At 35.5% G+C, this 19,039-nt stretch carries 20 protein-coding genes; 18 read left to right on the top strand and 2 right to left on the bottom strand.

Going from position 1 to position 19,039, the window contains the following annotated elements; all coding sequences use genetic code 11:
* The first annotated feature begins 144 nt into the window (after nucleotides 1–144).
* The 15 genes from ACFQO1_RS00100 to ACFQO1_RS00030 all read left to right on the top strand — a co-directional run bounded on the left by ACFQO1_RS00100 (nucleotide 145) and on the right by ACFQO1_RS00030 (nucleotide 16,303).
* Nucleotides 145–546 (top strand): carboxypeptidase-like regulatory domain-containing protein, encoded by a 402-nt coding sequence (locus tag ACFQO1_RS00100; protein WP_380215465.1) that lies wholly within the window; start codon nucleotides 145–147, stop codon nucleotides 544–546.
* A gap of 115 nt (nucleotides 547–661) precedes the next feature.
* The gene (locus ACFQO1_RS00095) at nucleotides 662–1,450 is read left to right on the top strand and encodes a DUF4382 domain-containing protein (protein WP_380215463.1); all 789 of its coding nucleotides are present in this window, start codon (nucleotides 662–664) and stop codon (nucleotides 1,448–1,450) included.
* Nucleotides 1,451–1,702: 252 nt separating this feature from the next.
* A complete protein-coding gene (locus ACFQO1_RS00090) occupies nucleotides 1,703–2,707 on the top strand; it encodes an AAA family ATPase (protein WP_380215461.1) in 1,005 nt (334 codons plus the stop codon).
* A 108-nt stretch (nucleotides 2,708–2,815) separates the two neighbouring features.
* Nucleotides 2,816–3,682 (top strand): DUF58 domain-containing protein, encoded by an 867-nt coding sequence (locus ACFQO1_RS00085; RefSeq protein WP_380215460.1) that lies wholly within the window; start codon nucleotides 2,816–2,818, stop codon nucleotides 3,680–3,682.
* A 3-nt stretch (nucleotides 3,683–3,685) separates the two neighbouring features.
* Nucleotides 3,686–5,350 (top strand): DUF4381 family protein, encoded by a 1,665-nt coding sequence (locus tag ACFQO1_RS00080; RefSeq protein ID WP_380215458.1) that lies wholly within the window; start codon nucleotides 3,686–3,688, stop codon nucleotides 5,348–5,350.
* The gene (locus ACFQO1_RS00075; protein WP_380215456.1) at nucleotides 5,350–6,354 is read left to right on the top strand and encodes a vWA domain-containing protein; all 1,005 of its coding nucleotides are present in this window, start codon (nucleotides 5,350–5,352) and stop codon (nucleotides 6,352–6,354) included. The genes ACFQO1_RS00080 and ACFQO1_RS00075 overlap by 1 nt, the downstream gene beginning before the upstream one ends.
* A 62-nt stretch (nucleotides 6,355–6,416) precedes the next feature.
* Entirely contained in the window at nucleotides 6,417–7,457 is a 1,041-nt protein-coding gene (locus tag ACFQO1_RS00070) for a VWA domain-containing protein (protein ID WP_380215454.1), read from the top strand.
* Nucleotide 7,458: 1 nt separating this feature from the next.
* Complete coding sequence (locus ACFQO1_RS00065; RefSeq protein WP_380215452.1) at nucleotides 7,459–8,295, top strand: tetratricopeptide repeat protein; 837 nt, start codon at nucleotides 7,459–7,461, stop codon at nucleotides 8,293–8,295.
* A 4-nt stretch (nucleotides 8,296–8,299) separates the two neighbouring features.
* Entirely contained in the window at nucleotides 8,300–10,066 is a 1,767-nt protein-coding gene (locus ACFQO1_RS00060; RefSeq protein WP_380215450.1) for a BatD family protein, read from the top strand.
* Between the two features lies 1 nt (nucleotide 10,067).
* Nucleotides 10,068–10,817, top strand: a complete 750-nt coding sequence (locus ACFQO1_RS00055) for an SH3 domain-containing protein (RefSeq protein ID WP_380215447.1) — start codon at nucleotides 10,068–10,070, stop codon at nucleotides 10,815–10,817.
* Between the two features lie 73 nt (nucleotides 10,818–10,890).
* Nucleotides 10,891–11,178 (top strand): hypothetical protein, encoded by a 288-nt coding sequence (locus ACFQO1_RS00050; protein ID WP_380215445.1) that lies wholly within the window; start codon nucleotides 10,891–10,893, stop codon nucleotides 11,176–11,178.
* 83 nt (nucleotides 11,179–11,261) lie between these two features.
* The gene (locus tag ACFQO1_RS00045) at nucleotides 11,262–12,842 is read left to right on the top strand and encodes a SulP family inorganic anion transporter (protein ID WP_380215443.1); all 1,581 of its coding nucleotides are present in this window, start codon (nucleotides 11,262–11,264) and stop codon (nucleotides 12,840–12,842) included.
* A 10-nt stretch (nucleotides 12,843–12,852) separates the two neighbouring features.
* Nucleotides 12,853–13,659, top strand: a complete 807-nt coding sequence (locus ACFQO1_RS00040; protein WP_380215441.1) for a universal stress protein — start codon at nucleotides 12,853–12,855, stop codon at nucleotides 13,657–13,659.
* 42 nt (nucleotides 13,660–13,701) lie between these two features.
* A complete protein-coding gene (locus ACFQO1_RS00035) occupies nucleotides 13,702–14,331 on the top strand; it encodes a carbonic anhydrase family protein (protein ID WP_380215439.1) in 630 nt (209 codons plus the stop codon).
* 109 nt (nucleotides 14,332–14,440) lie between these two features.
* Nucleotides 14,441–16,303 (top strand): SulP family inorganic anion transporter, encoded by a 1,863-nt coding sequence (locus ACFQO1_RS00030; RefSeq protein WP_380215437.1) that lies wholly within the window; start codon nucleotides 14,441–14,443, stop codon nucleotides 16,301–16,303.
* 52 nt (nucleotides 16,304–16,355) lie between these two features.
* Here the strand turns inward: ACFQO1_RS00030 and ACFQO1_RS00025 are convergent, their stop codons facing one another.
* Nucleotides 16,356–16,898: a CvpA family protein gene (locus ACFQO1_RS00025; RefSeq protein WP_380215435.1), complete on the bottom strand. Its 543-nt coding sequence runs from the start codon at nucleotides 16,896–16,898 to the stop codon at nucleotides 16,356–16,358.
* Nucleotides 16,899–16,957: 59 nt separating this feature from the next.
* Here ACFQO1_RS00025 and ACFQO1_RS00020 point away from each other — a divergent pair, with 59 nt between their 5' ends.
* Genes ACFQO1_RS00020 through ACFQO1_RS00010 form a run of 3 tightly spaced genes read left to right on the top strand, consistent with a single transcriptional unit; the run spans nucleotide 16,958 to nucleotide 18,779 of the window.
* Nucleotides 16,958–17,314, top strand: coding sequence for a hypothetical protein (locus tag ACFQO1_RS00020; protein WP_380215433.1), 357 nt, complete (start codon nucleotides 16,958–16,960; stop codon nucleotides 17,312–17,314).
* Between the two features lie 42 nt (nucleotides 17,315–17,356).
* Nucleotides 17,357–18,376, top strand: coding sequence for a phenylalanine--tRNA ligase subunit alpha (locus ACFQO1_RS00015; protein ID WP_380215431.1), 1,020 nt, complete (start codon nucleotides 17,357–17,359; stop codon nucleotides 18,374–18,376).
* Between the two features lie 7 nt (nucleotides 18,377–18,383).
* The gene (locus ACFQO1_RS00010; protein ID WP_380215429.1) at nucleotides 18,384–18,779 is read left to right on the top strand and encodes a hypothetical protein; all 396 of its coding nucleotides are present in this window, start codon (nucleotides 18,384–18,386) and stop codon (nucleotides 18,777–18,779) included.
* 123 nt (nucleotides 18,780–18,902) lie between these two features.
* Here the strand turns inward: ACFQO1_RS00010 and ACFQO1_RS00005 are convergent, their stop codons facing one another.
* The gene (locus tag ACFQO1_RS00005; RefSeq protein WP_380216794.1) at nucleotides 18,903–19,010 is read right to left on the bottom strand and encodes a T9SS type A sorting domain-containing protein; all 108 of its coding nucleotides are present in this window, start codon (nucleotides 19,008–19,010) and stop codon (nucleotides 18,903–18,905) included.
* Nucleotides 19,011–19,039 lie beyond the last annotated feature (29 nt).

The raw sequence follows: 19,039 nt of genomic DNA, 5'->3' as shown, positions 1-19,039 counted from the left end.
AAATGTATTTAAATTGAGGCTTAAAAATACACCTTCTTTAACATTTTGTATAGTTAATTGATGGTTAAATCACGTGTTAATCAATGTTAAGCCATACTTATAAAGAGGATTGCTATAGTAACTTTGAAAAAAAAATTAATTGCTATGATTTGGAAAATGTCAATATATCTTTTACTCATCGCGCTACCAGCGGGAATATTCACATCAATAGTGGATGTAAAAGAAACGAGAAACGAGATCTCAAAGATGATTGCTGAAAATACTTCGGAACATTTTGAAGAAGATATAAAAACCGATGGTGCTATATTAGGAAGTGTCATAGCTCCTAATGCAGATATTACCATTAAAGGAATTGATGGAATTGAAATGGTAAAAGGAACTACAAATGAATTTGGAGAGTTTTTTATCAACGGATTTGAAAAAGGTACTTATGATATTATTGTTGAAGCAAAATCTGAAGGTAATCTAGAAATTTACAAATTTGATGATGTCGAGATTGGCATTGGAGAAGTAACCGCATTAGGTACTGTAAATCTAGAAGAATAAATTTTTTTCAATTTCATTGAAAAAAAAATTTAAAAATAATATGGGAGAGCCTCGGTTTTCCTTTTTTTTATCCCCACAAATAACAAACCTAAGTATTAATTTAAATTAAAAAAACATGAAAAATCTTTTAAAAATTTCCTTTTTAGCAATCTTACTAGTTGGATTTTATTCTTGCAGTGATGATGATAAAGCAACACAAGATGAAACTGCTCGAATGTCGGTTAAATTGGTTGACGCTCCTGGCGATTATGATGCTGTATTTGTCGATGTACAGGATGTTGTAATCAAATACAATGGCGATGATGATACAGAAGTATCGATTGGGCAAGTAAACACTGGCGTGTATGATCTGCTGGAACTAACAGGAGGTGCCTCGGTATTATTAGTGAATGACGAAATCCCTGCAGGGCGTATGAGTCAGATACGTTTGGTATTAGGAGATAACAATTCTATTGTAGTCAATGGTGAAACGCAACCTTTAAGTACTCCTAGTGCGCAACAATCAGGATTAAAGATACAAGTAAATGAAGATTTGGAAGCTGGAATATTTTATGAGTTTATTTTAGATTTCGATGTAGAAGAATCAATTGTTGCACAGGGTAATGGTGGATTTAGTCTAAAACCTGTAATTAGAGCTTCTACTGTAGCAGAAACAGGGGCAATTTCGGGATTAATAACTCCAATAAACGGACAGGTGTTAATTACGGCACAAAATGGTGCTACCGAAATTTCTACTTATGCAAATGCAACTGGAGCTTACGTGTTAAGTGGAGTACCAGATGGAACTTACACTGTCACTTTTGAAGCAGACACAGCATTGAACTTACCCATCCTCACCGTGGAGAATGTTGTAGTGGTTCAAGGTGAAGTAACTGTTTTGGAAGCAGTGAATTTTACTCCATAAATAATTATGGAAATAATATTTGTAAATGGGAAACAAAAGTTTCCCATTTTTTTTACTGTTTTTTGAAAATTATAACGCAATTTTTATTTTTAAAATCCATGCAAAAAAGTCACATGTTACTGTAATTCTCATAAAGAGGTGTCGTCTTTTCTCATAGGTTTTTTAACCTATCATTAACAGGGATTTAAACAATAAATTTTCAATTTGCGTGGTTGAATAAAACGCATTCTAAACTAAGATAAATACTACAACATGGAACAAACATCGACTGCCTTGGACATAGGCGCATTGAATGAGAAAATTGAAAAAGAAAGTGCTTTTGTAGATATTCTAACCTTAGAAATAAACAAAGTAATTGTTGGACAAAAGCATATGGTTGAGCGATTGCTTATAGGGCTTTTAGGTCAAGGACATATTTTACTGGAAGGAGTGCCTGGTTTGGCAAAAACACTCGCCATTAATACACTCTCGCAGGCAGTACATGGTAGCTTCAGCCGAATTCAATTCACCCCAGATTTACTACCGGCCGATGTTGTAGGAACCTTAATTTACAACATGAAACTGAATGATTTCAGTATTAAAAAAGGACCCATCTTCGCAAATTTTGTCCTTGCAGATGAGATCAACCGAGCTCCCGCAAAAGTACAGTCGGCACTACTGGAAGCGATGCAAGAAAAACAAGTGACTATTGGAGAAACTACATTTACCCTTGATAGACCTTTTTTGGTCATGGCAACTCAAAATCCAGTTGAACAGGAAGGAACCTATCCATTACCTGAAGCTCAGGTCGATCGTTTTATGCTAAAAACAGTCATTAATTATCCAAAAATGGCCGAAGAGCAGCTCATTATGCGTCAAAATTTAAAAGGAGGTTTTGAACAGGTAAACCCTGTTGTTACACTTGATCAAATTAAACGTGCTCAGGCTTCCGTTCGTGAAGTATATATGGATGAAAAAATAGAAAAATACATTCTCGATATCATCTTTGCAACCCGAACTCCAGAGAATTATAATCTATCCGACTTAAATCCATTGATCAATTTTGGGGCGTCTCCAAGGGGAAGTATAAATCTTGCTATGGCTTCAAAATGTTATGCTTTTATTAGAAGACGTGGCTATGTAATTCCAGAAGATGTTCGTGCGGTAGTACATGATGTATTACGTCACCGTATCGGAATTACCTACGAAGCTGAAGCAGAAAATGTAACTTCAGAAGATATTATCAATAAAATCGTAAACGAAATTCAAGTACCATAAATTAGCATGCAGTAACAAGTACGCAGTAAACAGTGGGTAATAAGTTTGCTCTATGTTTCACTGAAAAAGTACTGATTACTGTCTACTGAAAACTGATTACTGAGTAGCATGGATACCAAAGAACTTCTTAAAAAAGTACGTAAGATCGAAATCAAGACACGTCGCCTTAGCGACCACGTTTTTGGTGGCGAATATCATAGCACTTTTAAGGGTCGCGGGATGACTTTTTCTGAAGTGCGTCAGTATCAGTTTGGGGACGATGTACGAAATATCGACTGGAACGTAACTGCTCGTTATAATGAGCCTTTTATCAAGGTGTTTGAAGAAGAAAGAGAGTTGACCATGATGTTAATGGCAGATATTTCGGGATCTGAGTTCTTTGGAACGGACAGCCAGTTTAAAAATGAAATTGTAACCGAAATTGCTGCGACGCTCGCTTTCTCGGCTATGCAGAACAATGATAAGATAGGTCTTATTCTATTTACAGATCAGATAGAATTATTTATTCCGCCTAAAAAAGGGAAATCACATGTGCTTAGAATCATTCGTGAATTGCTGGAATTTAAACCTCAAAGTAAAAAGACTGATGTCGCAATGGCACTAAAGTATCTTACTAATGTAATGAAGAAAAAAGCGATTGTTTTTGTGCTTTCAGATTTTATTACAGATGGGTATAAAGATACCTTGAAAATTGTTTCGGGGAAACATGATGTGACAGGAATTAGAGTGTACGACCGCCGCGAAGAGGAAATCCCAAATTTGGGAATGGTCCAAATGCAAGATAAAGAAACAGGCGAATTACTACTTGTCAACACAGCTTCAAAAGGAGTTCGAAATAGCTATTATTCCTATCACAGAGAAAAAGTAGCCTATTTTCAGGAAGCATTTTTAAAGAGCGGCGCAGGAGCATTGAGTTGTCGAGTGGACGAAAGCTATGTAAAAAAATTACTAGGTTATTTTAAACGAAGAGGGTAGAAAATGGAGAAATATGCAATACAACATAGGAAGTTTAGTAGCAAGGTGCATCATACAATTGTACTCTCTTTCCTCTTTTCTCTTTTCTCTTTTGTCACTTTTGCGCAAGTCTCATCCTCTATCGATTCCACTTCTATAAAAATTGGTGCCGAAGCAAAATTCACAGTAGAGGTTACGGCAGATTCAACAGATCTGGTGATTTTTCCAGAAGGACAAACGTTTCTTCCGTTAGAAGTCATAGAAAGTTACAAAGTTGATACGACCTATGAGGAGTCAAAATACCGACTGATCAAAAAATACGGATTAACTCAGTTTGATTCGGGTCGCTACACCATCCCAAAACAAAAGATCTACATTAACGAAAAAATTTTTGAAACAGACTCTTTTAGTTTGGAAGTGCGGGACGTAATTGTTGATACTACTAAACAGAAAATGTTTGATATCAAGCCAGCAATCGAAGTAGATAGCCCTCCATTTGATTATATTCAGCTTTTATACTGGTTGGTGCCACTACTTTTACTGGCAGTTCTGGTTGGGTACTTACTTTTCCGAAGAAAAAAAATAAAAGAAGCGCGCGAAGAAAAATTGCCTCCCTATGAAGAAGCTATCACAGCTTTACACCAATTAGATAACAGTGAATTGCTGAAACATCATAAGTCGAAAGAGTATTATTCGCAGCTAACAGACATTGTAAAACGCTATTTGGATCGTGAAGTAGATGATACGGTCCTGGAAAAAACGACAGACGAATTAATTGAACGTCTTCAGTTGCTGAAGGATGGAGGAAGTTTTGATTTTGATGCCGAAAATATTCGGGAGCTACAACAAATTTTACGTAGAGCCGATCTTGTAAAATTTGCCAAAATGCAACAGGAAGAAGGTCAGGCAAGAGCAGATAGGAACACCATTGAAGAGATTATTAATGAGACCCACGAGGCCGTTCCAGAACCAACCGAAGAAGAATTACTTCAAAATGAGCTATACTTGGAGGAGCTTCGGAAAAAGAAACAACGCAATAAATGGATTTTGGGCGCAATAGGACTTGTGTCAGTTGTATTGATTAGTGCTTTGGTGTACGGAAGTGTAACAGGATTTGACAATTTAAAGGATCAAGTATTTGGCAATGAAATGAGAGATCTCTCTGAAGGAAAATGGATTAAAAGTGAGTACGGAAACCCTGCGGTCATTATAGAAACTCCAGAAGTGTTGGTACGTGTTCCTATAGCTGAAACGGGTAATGAAAGTATGCTCATTAAAGATAAAAGTGTATTTGTTTTTGGACAATTAAGTGATCCCTTATACATCAACGTAAGTAGCACTTCTTTACAACAGGAAAAGCCTGTAGACCTCGACAAAGCCTTAGATGAATCACTGGTACAATTTGAACAAAGTGGCGCCACAAATTTATTGGTAAAACGGGAAGATTTTGAAACGGAAAGTGGTATCAAAGGATTAAAAGCCTTCGGAAAGTTTAACGTAAAAGTGAATGATAACGAAGTTCTTAAGAATGATAGTTACTATGAGTTGATCCTATTTTCTCAGGAAGCAGGACTGCAACAGGTCATTGTAGTGTATCAGGAAGATGGTCGTTTTGCCGAAGCTATTAAAAATCGGATCATACGATCGGTAGAAATTGAAGTGCAACAAACGCAAGGAACAGAAAAATAATGTGGAATAATTTTGAATTTGTAAACCCTGTTTTCTTTTGGTTGTTTTTGCTACTACCAGTACTAATTTTATGGTATTTGTGGAAGCGAAAACAACAAACGGCTGCACTTAAAATTTCAAGTACTCAAGGATTTAAAACTCAAAAAAACTGGCTGGCAAAACTAAAACCTTTACTGTTTGTACTGCGTTTAGTAGCACTTTCGGCTTTAATTGTTGCGATGGCTAGGCCTAGAACGGTAGATGAGAGTACACGAACCAAGACAACTAAGGGAATAGACATCGTTATGGCGATAGATGTTTCGGCAAGTATGTTGGCACGTGACCTACGTCCCAATCGATTGGAAGCGCTAAAAGAAGTGGCAGCACGATTTATTAATGCACGACCTAATGACCGAATTGGATTGGTGGAATACGCTGGAGAAAGCTTTACAAAAACGCCATTAACAAGTGACAAAAGTATTGTGCTTTCGTCTTTAAAAAGTATCACCTATAATAATATTATTGAAGGTGGAACAGCTATTGGTATGGGATTGGGAACTTCGGTAAACAGGTTAAAAGACAGCCGTGCAAAAAGTAAAATAATCATACTGCTAACAGATGGTGTTAATAATAGTGGGGTAATTGATCCTAAAATAGCAAGTGAACTGGCTCTAGAATTTGAAATTAAAGTATATACCATTGGACTAGGAACAAATGGAATGGCATTATCGCCAATTGGAATACGACCTGATGGCGGATTTCAATATGGAAATCAGCAAGTGGAAATAGATGAAGTGCTGTTAAAAGAAATTGCAGAGGCAACTGGCGGAAAATATTTTAGAGCGACCAGTAATACAAAGCTGGAAGAGATCTATGAAGAGATCAATAAATTGGAAAAAACAGATATTGAAGAATTTAAATACACCAATTACGATGAGAAATTCCGTCCATGGGTGCTGTTGGCACTTGGTTTGTTAGGGTTAGAATTTTTATTGCGATATACCGTATTTAAAGGATTTGTTTAAATTAATTATTAGGAGCATTTGCAAGTATTGCCAACTGCGACTATAAACTGAAGACTAACATTTTGTATCAACTAGAAGAACCTATATATTTTTATGTACTACTCGCCATTCCGGTGTTGTTACTGTTATTCTTTTCAGTACTTATCTGGAAACGTGTCGTACAGAAAAAATTTGCTGATAGTGAGTTGCTAAAACGACTAACACCCACAAAATCTGTTTTTAAGCCTGTAGTAAAAGTTTTGATACTATGCTTGGCAATCGCATGTTTAGCTTTCGGGCTCGTAAATCCAAAAGTAGGAACTAAGCTGGAAACAGTAAAGCGGGAAGGAGTTGATATTGTCTTTGCCATTGATGTAAGTAAAAGTATGCTTGCTGAAGACATTGCACCCAATCGAATAGAAAAATCAAAGCAACTAGTAACGCAGATCATCAATAGTCTAGCAGGCGATCGCGTAGGAATTATTGGATACGCCGGAAGTGCTTTTCCTCAGGTGCCTATCACTACCGATTTTGCTTCGGCGAAATTGTTTTTAAATAGCATGAATACAGATATGGTTTCCTCTCAGGGAACTGCTATTACCGAAGCGATCGAACTATCTAAAACCTATTACAATGATGAAGAGCAGGTTAATAGAGTGTTATTTATAGTTTCAGATGGAGAAGATCATGAAGGAAATGTTGCTCAAGTAGCACAAGAAGCTTCAGAAGCAGGGATAAAAATATATACGATTGGAGTAGGTAAAGAATCTGGAGGACCTATTCCTATTAAACGAAATGGAGTTCTTCAGTATTACAAACGCGACCAAAACAACGAACAGGTAATAACACGTTTGGGCAAAGAAACCTTAGAAAATATCGCAGATGAAGCCAATGGAGAATATATTGACGGGAGTAACACCACAGAAGTTGTACAAACAGTAAAAGCTATTTTAAGCGGAATGAATAAAAAAGAGTTTGAAGCTAAGCAATTTACAGACTTCAAAGATCAGTACCAATGGTTTATTGGTGGGGCATTATTTTTGCTGTTACTGGATGTGTTATTCCTTGAAAGAAAAACGGAATGGCTTAGAAAACTGAATTTATTTAATGAAAAGAATGCATAAGATGAAGCTAAAAGATATCACATTACTGGTAGTGCTGGTTTTTTTCTTCGGAAAGGGAGTTGCGCAGGACGATAAACAGAAACAAAAGGAATTACGACAGTCTAAAGAACTGCTAAGTGAAGCGAGTTTAAAAATGCAAAAAGATAATTTTCCAATCGCTGAAGCTGAATACCGAGAAGCGATAGCTTTAGATCCTTCTGAAGAAGTTGGAAAGTATAACCTGGGGACTGCTTATTACGAAAAAGAGAAAAATGCCGAAGCGATGAAGCGGTTTGAACAAGCCGCAGAGGTTGCCACCGAAAAACCCGAAAAACATAAATCATATCATAATTTGGGGAACACCTTTATGAATGAAAAAAAATACAAAGAAGCTGTTGAGGCGTATAAGCAAGCGCTTCGCAATAACCCAACCGACGATGAAACCCGATACAATCTGGCATTAGCAAAAAAAATGCTAGAACAAAATCCTAATCAAGGCGGCGGAGATGATGGAGATAAGGAGCAGAATAAAAAAGACGAGAATAAGGAACAGGATCAAAAAGATAATAAAGACAATCAAGGGGATAATAACGACCAGAAGAAAGATCAGAAAGAACAAGATCAGGGCGAAAAGAAAGAAGACAAAAAAGAAGGAGACCAACAAAATGATAAAGGGAAACCTGAAGAAAAAGAGGGTGAGCAAGAACAAAAGCCACAACAACCTGTTCCTGGAAAATTATCTCCACAACAAGTTAAAAGTTTGCTAGAAGCAATGAACAATCAAGAAAAAAACGTTCAGGAAAAAATAAATGCCCAAAAAACAAAAGGAGCCAAAGTGAAATCAAATAAAGATTGGTAATATCATGAAACGGTTTGCTGTTACATTTTTATTATTTTTTATTTGCGGAACTACTGCAATTGCTCAGGTGCAGTTCAATGCCAAAGTAAGTAAAACAACCTTAGGTTTAAATGAAAGGCTTCGTGTAGATTTTGAGATGAATAGAGATGGAGATAATTTTTCTTCTCCCTCTTTTGAAGGTTTTAGAGTCGTAGGAGGCCCCAACCAGGCCATTAGTAATTCTTATTTTAATGGAAAACGCACTTATTCAAAAACCTATTCCTATTTCTTATCACCCACAGCTAAGGGAAAATTTACCATAGGACAGGCAAGTATTGAAATAGATGGAGAAACCTACAAAACAGTTCCTATTGCAGTTACTGTAACTGAAGCTAAGGAAGTTCCTATAGACGCAACTGACCCCGAATATCTTGCCAATGAGAATGTACATTTAGTGGCAGAAGTTTCAAAAAACAATCCGTTTTTAAATGAAGCGATTACTGTAACCTATAAGATGTATGTCTCGCGAGATGTAAGCGTTGCAAGGGGTTTTAGAGAAATTTCTAGTCCGAAATACGCCGACTTCTGGAGTCAGAATATTGAAAATGGAGGGAATTTTAAGGTGTACGATGGAAAGTATAAAGGGGAAGATTATCGGTATGTGATTATCCGAAATACAGTTTTATATCCTCAAAAAACAGGCGAACTGGACATTGAGCCGTTAACAGTAGAAGTTCCTGTAGAGATCCCTACCAGAAGACGTGACCTGTTTGGGCGTCCCTTGATGAAACGGGTCAACCGAACAATTACGGCAGGCAGTGGAACTATTAATGTAAAACCGTTACCTCTTGAAGGTAAGCCAGATACTTTTACAGGAGCTGTAGGAGAATTTTCGATGGAGGTAACTTCAAATAAGACCACACTTGATGCCAATGAGTCGTTAGAACTGAATGTAAAAATAAATGGAAATGGAAACTTAAAACTCTTTGATCCACCACAGGTAAAATTACCAAGTTCTTTAGAGGTTTATGAGCCAGAGCGTGAAGAAAATGTACGAACCAATTCCACTGGAATGAGCGGACAAATTTCTGAAAAATACATTGTGGTGCCTCAATATAAAGGAAACTATCCAATACGACCTATTAGCTTTTCATATTTTGATCCAAAGACAGAAACCTATAAGACCATAGCTTCCGAAGAGATTTTAATTAATGTGGCTAACGGACCCCTTTCCAATGAAGTAACGACGACAGATGAAGAAGGAAAACAAGTTGTGACATTAAATAAAGATCAGTTTAAATATATTAAACTTGATGCCGATCTGCAATCTATGGAGGAAGAGCCCTTTTTTAAATCGGTTGCTTTTTGGTCGTTGCTAGGAGGCCCTTTAGTATTAATTCCACTATTTATTTTAATTGGAAGAAAGCGTAAAGCAAGATTGGCCGATGTGCAGGGAACGAGATTGCGAAAAGCAGATAAGATGGCACGTAAATACCTGGCTGAAGCAAAGAAAAACTTAGGAAATAAAGTTGTCTTTTATGAAGCTATGGAACGGGCATTACATAATTACTTAAAAGCAAAACTCAATATTGAAACTTCAGAAATGGAGAAAGAGCGAATTGCAACTATGTTACGTGAGAGAGAAGTTTCAGAAGCGACAGTCGATCAATTTATTAGCCTATTAAAGAGTTGTGAGTTTGCCAGATATACACCCACTTCAAATGTGACCATGCAACAGGATTATGAGCATGCAGCAGCAGTAATTTCTAACATAGATAAACAATTACGTTAGGATGAAAAAAGTATTAGTTTATATTTTACTTTGTGTAGTGAGTATTTCTATCGCTCAGAATAACGCCTTATTCGATCAAGGGAAGGCAGCCTATAAAAGTGAACGATACCAAGATGCAATCAATGCCTGGATGAAGGTGTTAGACAATGAACAACACAGTGCATCTTTATATTTCAACCTCGGGAATGCTCATTATAAAATGAATCATGTAGGGTTGAGTGTCTATTATTATGAAAAGGCATTGCAGTTAAGTCCGAATGATGCAGACATCAAAACAAATCTAGCTTTCGCACAAAACGCAAGAATTGATGCGATAGAGCCTTTGCCTAAAACAATTTTTGCAAAGTGGAATGCTTCAGTTTTACAGCTCTTTACTTTTGAGGGTTGGGCACTACTTTCGGTAATTCTCGTAAGCACATTCGTTCTATTGTTTTTAGGATATTATTTTTCGGCTTCGGAAAGAAATAAGCGAATGTTGTTTATTAGTTCTATACTTTCAGTAATTATGGGTATCGCAGCTCTTACAATGGCTTTTAAAACTTATAGTGATGTTACCAGTAACAATCCGGCAATAGTCTTAGCTGAAATTTCCGAAGTAAAAAGCGGACCGTCCTTGGGAAGTGACAATGCTTTTACTTTACACGAAGGAACTAAGGTACAGATTTTAGATACTGAGGACGATTGGTTGCGAATTAAGCTGGCAGATGGAAAAGAAGGTTGGTTGCCAGCAAATGACGTAAAACAGCTTTAGATTTAATACTTATTTAACAAGAATTAAGAGTTGTTATATTATTTTTGTCCATCCTTAAACAAACCAAAAAGTTTTGAGAATAAAAAGCACTTTATTACTTCTGATTTTTGTAGCATTTATTGCGGCACCGTCTGTAGTGGCGTTATATAATCATGATGCAGATGTAAGTATTTTTTATTCAATGAATGAAGAAGAAAATAAGAATGGTTTAGAGATTGAAAAAGAAATAACATTCGAAGAGCATTCTTTAATTGACACTTCTGGGATTCTTTTTGGAAAAAGAACTACTTCAAATTTTGGGTATCTAATGAACTTCTCAGATTGGGATTTAGAAACCATTTCTCCCCCTCCTGAAGCATAATTGATTTTTTCGTTTTATTAAAAGTCTTAAAAGAGACTAATTTTAAATTCTGCCGAAAAACTTTCGGCTAAAATCAATATTTTATGTTTTCTAAAATTAAAAATGATCTCCCAGCGAGTATCGTAGTATTTTTTGTTGCCCTTCCATTATGTTTAGGGATAGCACTAGCAAGTGGTGCACCTCTTTTTTCTGGCCTTATAGCAGGAATTGTAGGAGGTATTGTAGTAGGAGCCTTAAGTGGATCACAAATTGGCGTGAGTGGTCCAGCAGCAGGTCTGGCCGCCATCGTATTAACAGCAATTGGCACCTTGGGTGGCTATGAGAATTTTTTAGTCGCTGTAGTGATTGGAGGAGCTATGCAAATCCTGTTTGGAATTTTAAAAGCTGGGGTTATTGGATATTATTTTCCATCCTCTGTAATTAAAGGAATGTTAACAGGAATAGGGATAATTATTATTTTAAAACAAATTCCTCATTTTTTTGGCTATGATGCCAATCCAGAAGGAGATTTTGCTTTTTTTCAAGTAGATGGTGAAAATACATTTTCAGAAATTTTTGTGGCACTTAATTCAATAAGTTTGGGAGCTACAATTGTTGCTGTTGTAGGGTTGGCAATTTTACTTTTATGGAGTTCGGTTCTAGCTAAAAAAGCAAAGATTTTTCAAATTATTCAAGGGCCCTTAGTAGCGGTAGTATTTGGTATCATTTATTTTGTGTTAACAAAAAATAATGCAGTGTATGGAATTTCATCTGATCATTTAGTGAGCGTTCCTGTACCAGATGATTTTGATTCGTTTATTGGGCAATTTAGTTTTCCAAATTTTTCAGTAATTTCTAGTGCCGATGTTTGGATAGTTGCTTTTACAATTGCTTTAGTAGCCAGTTTGGAAACACTTTTATGTGTAGAAGCTACAGATAAATTAGATCCTGAAAAGCGAGTCACTCCTACAAATAGAGAATTGTTGGCTCAAGGTACTGGAAATATGATCTCTGGGATGATAGGTGGTTTGCCAATTACACAGGTTATTGTAAGAAGTTCTGCAAATATTCAGAGTGGTGGTAAAACAAAATTATCTGCCATCATACACGGGTTTTTCTTACTCATTTCTGTAATTATCATTCCTACAATACTCAATATGATTCCGCTTTCGGTATTGGCTGCCGTATTATTAATTGTTGGATATAAGTTGGCTAAACCTTCTACTTTCAAAGCTATGTATAAAGCCGGATGGAAACAATTTGTACCTTTTATTGTCACTATCGTTGGAATCGTTTTTACAGATCTTCTAATTGGTATTGGTCTTGGATTGGCAGTAGGGATTGTCATTGTTTTACTTAAAAGTTACCAGAATTCTCACTTCTTACATATTGAAGATAAGAGTAATGGAAAACACAAAATAAATATGACTTTAGCAGAGGAGGTTACTTTCTTTAATAAAGGGGCGATTCTAAAAGAGCTAGATAGTTTACCTAGAGATACATTTTTGGAACTGGATGTCCGAAAAACAAGATATCTTGATAATGATATTATTGAAATTTTAGATGATTTTGCTTTTAAAGCGAAAGAAAGAAATATAGATATAAAAATAATTTCAGAAAGGGGTATCGCTGAGAACCCTCCTAGTTTTATAGAATTTTTTAAACTCAGACCAAAGTCTGCTTAACGTATTAATTATGAAAAATAACAATAAATATAAAATCCTAGTACTTTCAGACTTAACGAATAATAGCGTTAATGTCTTAAAAAGTGCTGCAAGAATTGCTCAAATCGTTGATGGTGAGCTAGAAATATTTCACGTTCGAAAAGCTATTAAGGTGGTAGAAAAAGAAAGCAACTTATCTGCCGCAAGATCTATAAAAGAACATTATGTAACCATTGGTAAAAAACTTCAATCAATGGCAACTTCTGTTAGAGAAGAAAATCAAATAACTACAAGTCATTTTTCTGCTTTTGGAAACATAAAAAAGGAAATCGAAAATCATATTGAAAACTCAAAACCAGATATTGTGGTCATTGGGAAAAGGGTGTCCAAAATGCCAGCTTTTTTTGGAGATGGGGTCGTTTCTTTTTTAATGAAAAAGTTTAAAGGGGTTGTAGTAGTTGCAGATAATGAAAACATTCTTGATTCAGAAGCAAAATTAAATATGGGGCTTTTCAATTCTAATACTACGGTTTCTAATAATGAATTAATTAATTCAATTTTGGCTACAACGAAAAGCCCAATCCATTCATTCGAAGTTGCAAATTCTATTAAAGGAGAACCAGAAAAAAACCAAATTGGAACTGAACGGCTCGTATCCTATGTTTTTGAGAAGAATGACAATACCTCTCATACCATACATAAGTATATGAGTAAACACAAAGTAAATTTATTGGTTGTTAATCGAAACAACTCAAACACAAATAAAAACTTTACTGTTTCAGAATTAAACGACTTTATTTATAACTCAAAAGTTCCAATAGTACTATTTAATAATTAAATTAATAACATTTTTTGTATATTAAAATCAAAATAAAATAAAATGAAAGCACAAACAAAAGAAACACAAAATTCTTACACACCTCAATCAGCAATCGACGCTTTAAAAGAGGGAAATAAAAGATTTGTTGAAACGAAACAAGCTTCGAGAAACCTTTTAGAACAAGTAGCAGACACCAAGGGAGGGCAGTACCCTTTTGCAGTTGTATTAAGCTGTATCGACTCGAGAGTTCCTGTAGAACTGGTTTTTGATCAGGGAATCGGAGATATATTTAGTGCACGTGTAGCTGGTAATATTGTAAATGAAGATTTATTGGGAAGTATTGAATATGGTTGTAAAGTAGCAGGAAGTAAAGCTGTTATTGTTTTAGGTCATACGGGTTGTGGCGCTGTAAAGGGAGCCTGCGATGATGTAAAATTAGGAAATATTACTCCTTTACTCGCCAAAATTAAGCCTGCTGTAAAAGCTGTAAAAGAACCAACAAGCAAAGACGATCGTACTAGTAACAATAAAGACTTTGTAAATGATGTAGTATATAAAAATGTACATTTAACGATTGATGAAATGCGTTCTAACAGTGCTGTGTTAAAAGGAATGGAAGAAAATAATGAAATTAAGATTGTGGGTGCTGTTTATGATGTCGCATCTGGAAAAATTGATTTTATGGACTAAAAATAGCTTTTATTGTAAAAAAAGTGTTAAAAAATGAAGGCCGAATGTTAAGTTTAGGCCTTCATTGTTTTATAATCATTTACTTTATATCTTAAATTAATAATAAAATATGTTTAAAGGAATATTTACAAACATTAGAGGAAACCTTTTTGGAGGTATTACTGCAGGTATTGTCGCCTTACCCTTGGCACTTGCATTCGGTGTTCAATCAGGATTAGGACCAGATGCTGGATTATATGGAGCGATTTTTATAGGATTTTTTGCTGCATTATTTGGAGGAACCAATACACAGATATCAGGTCCAACAGCTCCAATGACAGCGGTTTCGATGGTCATTATTGCAGGAATCATTGCTGCAAATGATGGTAATGTTGAACAAGCCATTCCGTATATATTATTAGTTTTCTTACTTGCTGGATTGATGCAAGTAGTACTTGGAATTATAGGTGTTGGAAAATATATTCGTTATATCCCCTATCCAGTAGTATCTGGTTTTATGACAGCTATTGGTGTAATTATTTTAATTACACAAATATTACCTATGTTAGGGTACTACACAAAAAATGATACTGCGTATATTAATGAATTTAAACCTTTTGCAGAAGAAGTTTTATTAGATAAAATATTAAAAGAGGAGGCTGGAGAAGGAATTCTTGTTTTGGAAGATTTTAGAGAAACTGTAAAACGGGCAGAATTGATCACTGAGGATGAAATAATGCTTGAAGCAACGACCTTAGCCAGTGCTAATTCATCGGGAGTTTTAGGGGCTATCAAATCTTTGCCACGTGCTATTCAATCCATTAACTGGATAGAATTTATATTGGCCAGTATTACCATTTTTATAATATTCGGATTTAAACGAATTACTACAAAAGTTCCTAGTACTCTTGTGGCCTTACTCGTTGTTTCTGGTGCAGCTTATGTATTGCAAAGTAAAGGAATGCTCTCTTATGTTCCTATTGAACGTATCCCTGAAGGACTACCCATTCCTAATTTGGAAATGTTCTCTGAGTTTAGCTTAGCTCAAATCACACCGTATGTATTTACTGCATTAACCCTAGCGTTCTTAGGTGCGATTGACTCGTTATTAACATCTGTTGTTGCAGATAATATGACCAAAACAAAACACAAGCCGAATCGAGAATTAGTTGGACAAGGTATTGGAAATAGTATTGCTGCAGTTTTTGGTGGAATTCCTGGTGCAGGTGCAACTATTAGGACCGTTGTAAATATTAATAGTGGAGGTACAAGTAAACTTTCTGGAATGGTTGCTGCAGTATTATTACTCATAATTTTATTGGCTTTAGGGCCTGTTGCCTCACAAATTCCAGCCGCGGTACTGGCAGGTATTTTAATTACTGTGGGTATTGGAGTTATGGATTACAAAGGGTTAAAAGCAATCCCAAACATGCCAAAAAGTGAAATCATCGTTATGATGGTGGTGTTGTTACTTTCGGTATTTTGGAATTTAGTTTATGCGGTAGGTATAGGACTTGTCTTAGCGTCATTGATATTCATGAAAAAGATTGGAGATTCTACAGCTACGCGTTCTAAAGTAGTTCCATTAGGAAATGCAGATGAACTTCAATTAAAATGGAAGGATGAAATTAAAATTCCGGAAAAATTTAAAGAAGAAGTATTTATAAAACGTTTGGTAGGACCTTTATTTTTTGGGAATACAAGTGATTTCCAAGAGTTGGCTGGTGCTATTCCAGATACAGCAACCCATGTCATAATTCGTATGGAGAAAACAGACTATATCGATCAATCTGGTCTTTATGCGCTGGAAGATACATTGTTGCGTTACAGTCAAAGAGGTGTAAAAGTAGTGCTTGTTAACTTACAGCCACAACCCAGAGCCATGATGACTAAAATTGATATTATTCCTGATCTCGTTCCAGAAAAACGTATCGTGAAGAACTTTAGAGAAGCAATGGTTTACATCAATGAAAATGTAGAAGATGTAGTTTAATCCTTAATTTTTATAAAATATATATCCCATGTCTTTATAGAGGTGGGATTTTTTATTCTGAAGCTTTTTGAGTTTCATTTATATGCTCACTTTCAGAATTATATTTTTCATATTCATTGAGAATCGTAGGCAAAAGCATCGGAGCCAGAGAAGCAACTGGTTGGTATAAAACTGAATCTTCTTTCTTTTCTTCTGAAACTATATACCCGCTTAATCCTTCAGAAGAGTTTATAAACATAAAGAGAACACTCACGATAAAAGCATACTTTAACGCAGTAAAAGCAGCTCCCAGAAGTTTATTTATCATTCCTAAAGCTGCAAAATCTGCAATCTTAGTGAGAAACTTTCCGAGGAGAGAAATAATAATGATAATAATAAGAAAAGTAACTGCAAAAGCGATTAGGTTTGTCGTTTGTTCAGATAGATCGGTCCATTCTGAGATATATTGAGCCGTATAATCTGAAAAATAAATGGCTCCATACACCCCAAAAATAAGCCCAATTAAAGATGCCAGGGCAACAAATAACCCCTGTTTCCATCCAGAAAATAATCCCAAAAGTAATATGATGCCTAAGACAATATCAATTGCTCCCATAATTTTCATTTTACAGTAAATATACTATTAATTGTTAAGTACCTTTGCAGCTTTATACTATGGCAAGAGACGAACAATTAAAATCCCGATGGGAAACACTTATAAAGCTGTTAAGCACCCAATTTGCAGATGGAGATCCGTTAGATCTTGATGCTGTGATTTACTTGGTGGGAGTACAAGAATTAGGGCAATTGCACAGAAAATTTAAAAAAGATGAAAAGTTGAATCTTATGCATATTGCCATTTGCAGATTGCTGGAACCTTTTGGATATTATGAATTTGAATATTTTGACGAACAGGGTTGGCCTCATTATAAAATTCTGGAACAACTACCCACATTAAAAGCAGGGGAACAAAGCATTTTAATGAAAGAAGCCCTTGTCAACTATTTCTTAGAAAAAGAAGTAATTACGTAGGTATAATTTGTGTAATTTTGCACTCTTGTAGAAATGTAAGTGATGATAGAAACGATAAAAAAACATATTGCAGAGGTGGAGGCTTTTACAGCGTCCAATAAAGATGAAATTGAAACTTTCCGCATTAAATACCTCGGAAAAAAAGGGCTGCTTAATGACTTTTTTGCTGAATTTAAAAATGTTCCGAATGAACAGAAAAAAGAATTTGGAAAAGTAGTCAATACTCTGAAAGATACCGCTCAGGATAAAATAAATACTTTAAAAGAAGTATTAGAGTCTTCTGAAGAAATTAAAGGTGTGTATGGTGATATTTCAAGACCTGGAGAGCCTATCGAACTTGGAGCCAGACACCCTATATCTATCGTGAAAAATAAAATAATCGATATTTTCTCCAGAATAGGATTTAATATTTCTGAAGGACCCGAAATTGAAGATGACTGGCATAATTTTACTGCGTTAAATCTTCCAGAATATCACCCTGCGAGAGATATGCAGGACACATTTTTTATAGAAAAAAATCCCGATGTCTTATTACGAACGCATACGTCTACTGTACAAGTTCGTTATATGGAAGAAAATAAGCCGCCCATTCGTACTATATCTCCGGGTCGTGTGTACCGTAACGAAGCTATTTCGGCGAGATCGCATTGCTTTTTCCACCAAGTGGAAGGATTATATGTAGATAAAGGAGTAAGTTTTGCAGACTTGAAACAAACCCTTCAATATTTTACTACCGAGATGTTTGGAAAGTCAAAAATTAGACTAAGACCTTCTTATTTCCCCTTTACAGAGCCCAGTGCAGAAGTTGATGTATACTGGGGTTTGGAAACAGAAACCGATTATAAGATGACTAAAGGTACTGGATGGCTTGAGATTATGGGCTGTGGTATGGTAGATCCCAATGTGTTACGAAACTGTAATATAGATCCAGAAGTATACTCTGGTTTTGCTTTTGGAATGGGAATAGATCGTATTGCCTTGTTATTACATCAGATTCCAGATATCCGTATGTTTAGTGAGAACGATCTTCGTTTTCTAGAACAATTCAAAAGTGCCTATTAAATTATAGATGAGAAAAGATATCAATTTCCACACTGCCGAAAAAGTACAAGTAGTAGCTATTCGAGAGTGGGATAAAGATTTTCTTGCGCAACACTGGAATATATACGTTGTAAATAATAGTGATGTGTTGCTAGAAACAGTTTTGGTGATGTCTCGAGGTATTAGTGAGGATAAAAAAACGACAACCCTTAGACGAAACTTGGGAAATCTTTCTCCTGAAAGTTCAATAAAAATTGAATTTATTACAGATACTGTTTTAGGCTTTACCAATGAATATTTGGTTACTTATTTTTCTGAAGACAAACTCTACGAAAAGGTATTTACTTTTTTACCTCATTCTATTTCTGAAAAAAATACTACTGAAATTCCTGTTATACATTCTGAAGGGATTATTGCCTCTTAAACAAATCAAATAATACGGTACATGAACTTATCTTTATAGCTAAACAGTTCATTGTAATCAAATAAAAAAAGCCCTTCTCAATGAGAAGGGCTTCTTAATTTATTGGTGTTTATTAATTACCGATTACTCGATGATTAATCTTTTTACAACTACGTTGTTCTCACCAGAGATCTGTACCATGTAGACTCCAGAAGCAAGAGAAGAAACATCAATAGTTCTTTCTCCAATCATTCCGTCTAAGTTTACATCGTTTACTAGTT

This window comes from Jejudonia soesokkakensis (genome assembly GCF_042664795.1).
GTDB classification, from domain to species: domain Bacteria; phylum Bacteroidota; class Bacteroidia; order Flavobacteriales; family Flavobacteriaceae; genus Jejudonia; species Jejudonia soesokkakensis.
This window is presented reverse-complemented; position numbering and strand designations above follow the sequence as displayed.

Bases quoted from the DNA above. Each gene is read 5' to 3' on its own strand.
- ACFQO1_RS00045 (WP_380215443.1), top strand. From the start codon at position 11,262: ATGTTTTCTAAAATTAAAAATGATCTCCCAGCGAGTATCGTAGTATTT.
- ACFQO1_RS00090 (WP_380215461.1), top strand. From the start codon at position 1,703: ATGGAACAAACATCGACTGCCTTGGACATAGGCGCATTGAATGAGAAA.
- ACFQO1_RS00055 (WP_380215447.1), top strand. From the start codon at position 10,068: ATGAAAAAAGTATTAGTTTATATTTTACTTTGTGTAGTGAGTATTTCT.
- ACFQO1_RS00020 (WP_380215433.1), top strand. From the start codon at position 16,958: ATGGCAAGAGACGAACAATTAAAATCCCGATGGGAAACACTTATAAAG.
- ACFQO1_RS00100 (WP_380215465.1), top strand. From the start codon at position 145: ATGATTTGGAAAATGTCAATATATCTTTTACTCATCGCGCTACCAGCG.
- ACFQO1_RS00010 (WP_380215429.1), top strand. From the start codon at position 18,384: ATGAGAAAAGATATCAATTTCCACACTGCCGAAAAAGTACAAGTAGTA.
- ACFQO1_RS00095 (WP_380215463.1), top strand. From the start codon at position 662: ATGAAAAATCTTTTAAAAATTTCCTTTTTAGCAATCTTACTAGTTGGA.
- ACFQO1_RS00065 (WP_380215452.1), top strand. From the start codon at position 7,459: ATGAAGCTAAAAGATATCACATTACTGGTAGTGCTGGTTTTTTTCTTC.
- ACFQO1_RS00035 (WP_380215439.1), top strand. From the start codon at position 13,702: ATGAAAGCACAAACAAAAGAAACACAAAATTCTTACACACCTCAATCA.
- ACFQO1_RS00085 (WP_380215460.1), top strand. From the start codon at position 2,816: ATGGATACCAAAGAACTTCTTAAAAAAGTACGTAAGATCGAAATCAAG.
- ACFQO1_RS00040 (WP_380215441.1), top strand. From the start codon at position 12,853: ATGAAAAATAACAATAAATATAAAATCCTAGTACTTTCAGACTTAACG.
- ACFQO1_RS00025 (WP_380215435.1), bottom strand. From the start codon at position 16,898: ATGGGAGCAATTGATATTGTCTTAGGCATCATATTACTTTTGGGATTA.
- ACFQO1_RS00075 (WP_380215456.1), top strand. From the start codon at position 5,350: ATGTGGAATAATTTTGAATTTGTAAACCCTGTTTTCTTTTGGTTGTTT.
- ACFQO1_RS00030 (WP_380215437.1), top strand. From the start codon at position 14,441: ATGTTTAAAGGAATATTTACAAACATTAGAGGAAACCTTTTTGGAGGT.
- ACFQO1_RS00080 (WP_380215458.1), top strand. From the start codon at position 3,686: ATGGAGAAATATGCAATACAACATAGGAAGTTTAGTAGCAAGGTGCAT.
- ACFQO1_RS00060 (WP_380215450.1), top strand. From the start codon at position 8,300: ATGAAACGGTTTGCTGTTACATTTTTATTATTTTTTATTTGCGGAACT.
- ACFQO1_RS00015 (WP_380215431.1), top strand. From the start codon at position 17,357: ATGATAGAAACGATAAAAAAACATATTGCAGAGGTGGAGGCTTTTACA.
- ACFQO1_RS00005 (WP_380216794.1), bottom strand. From the start codon at position 19,010: ATGATTGGAGAAAGAACTATTGATGTTTCTTCTCTTGCTTCTGGAGTC.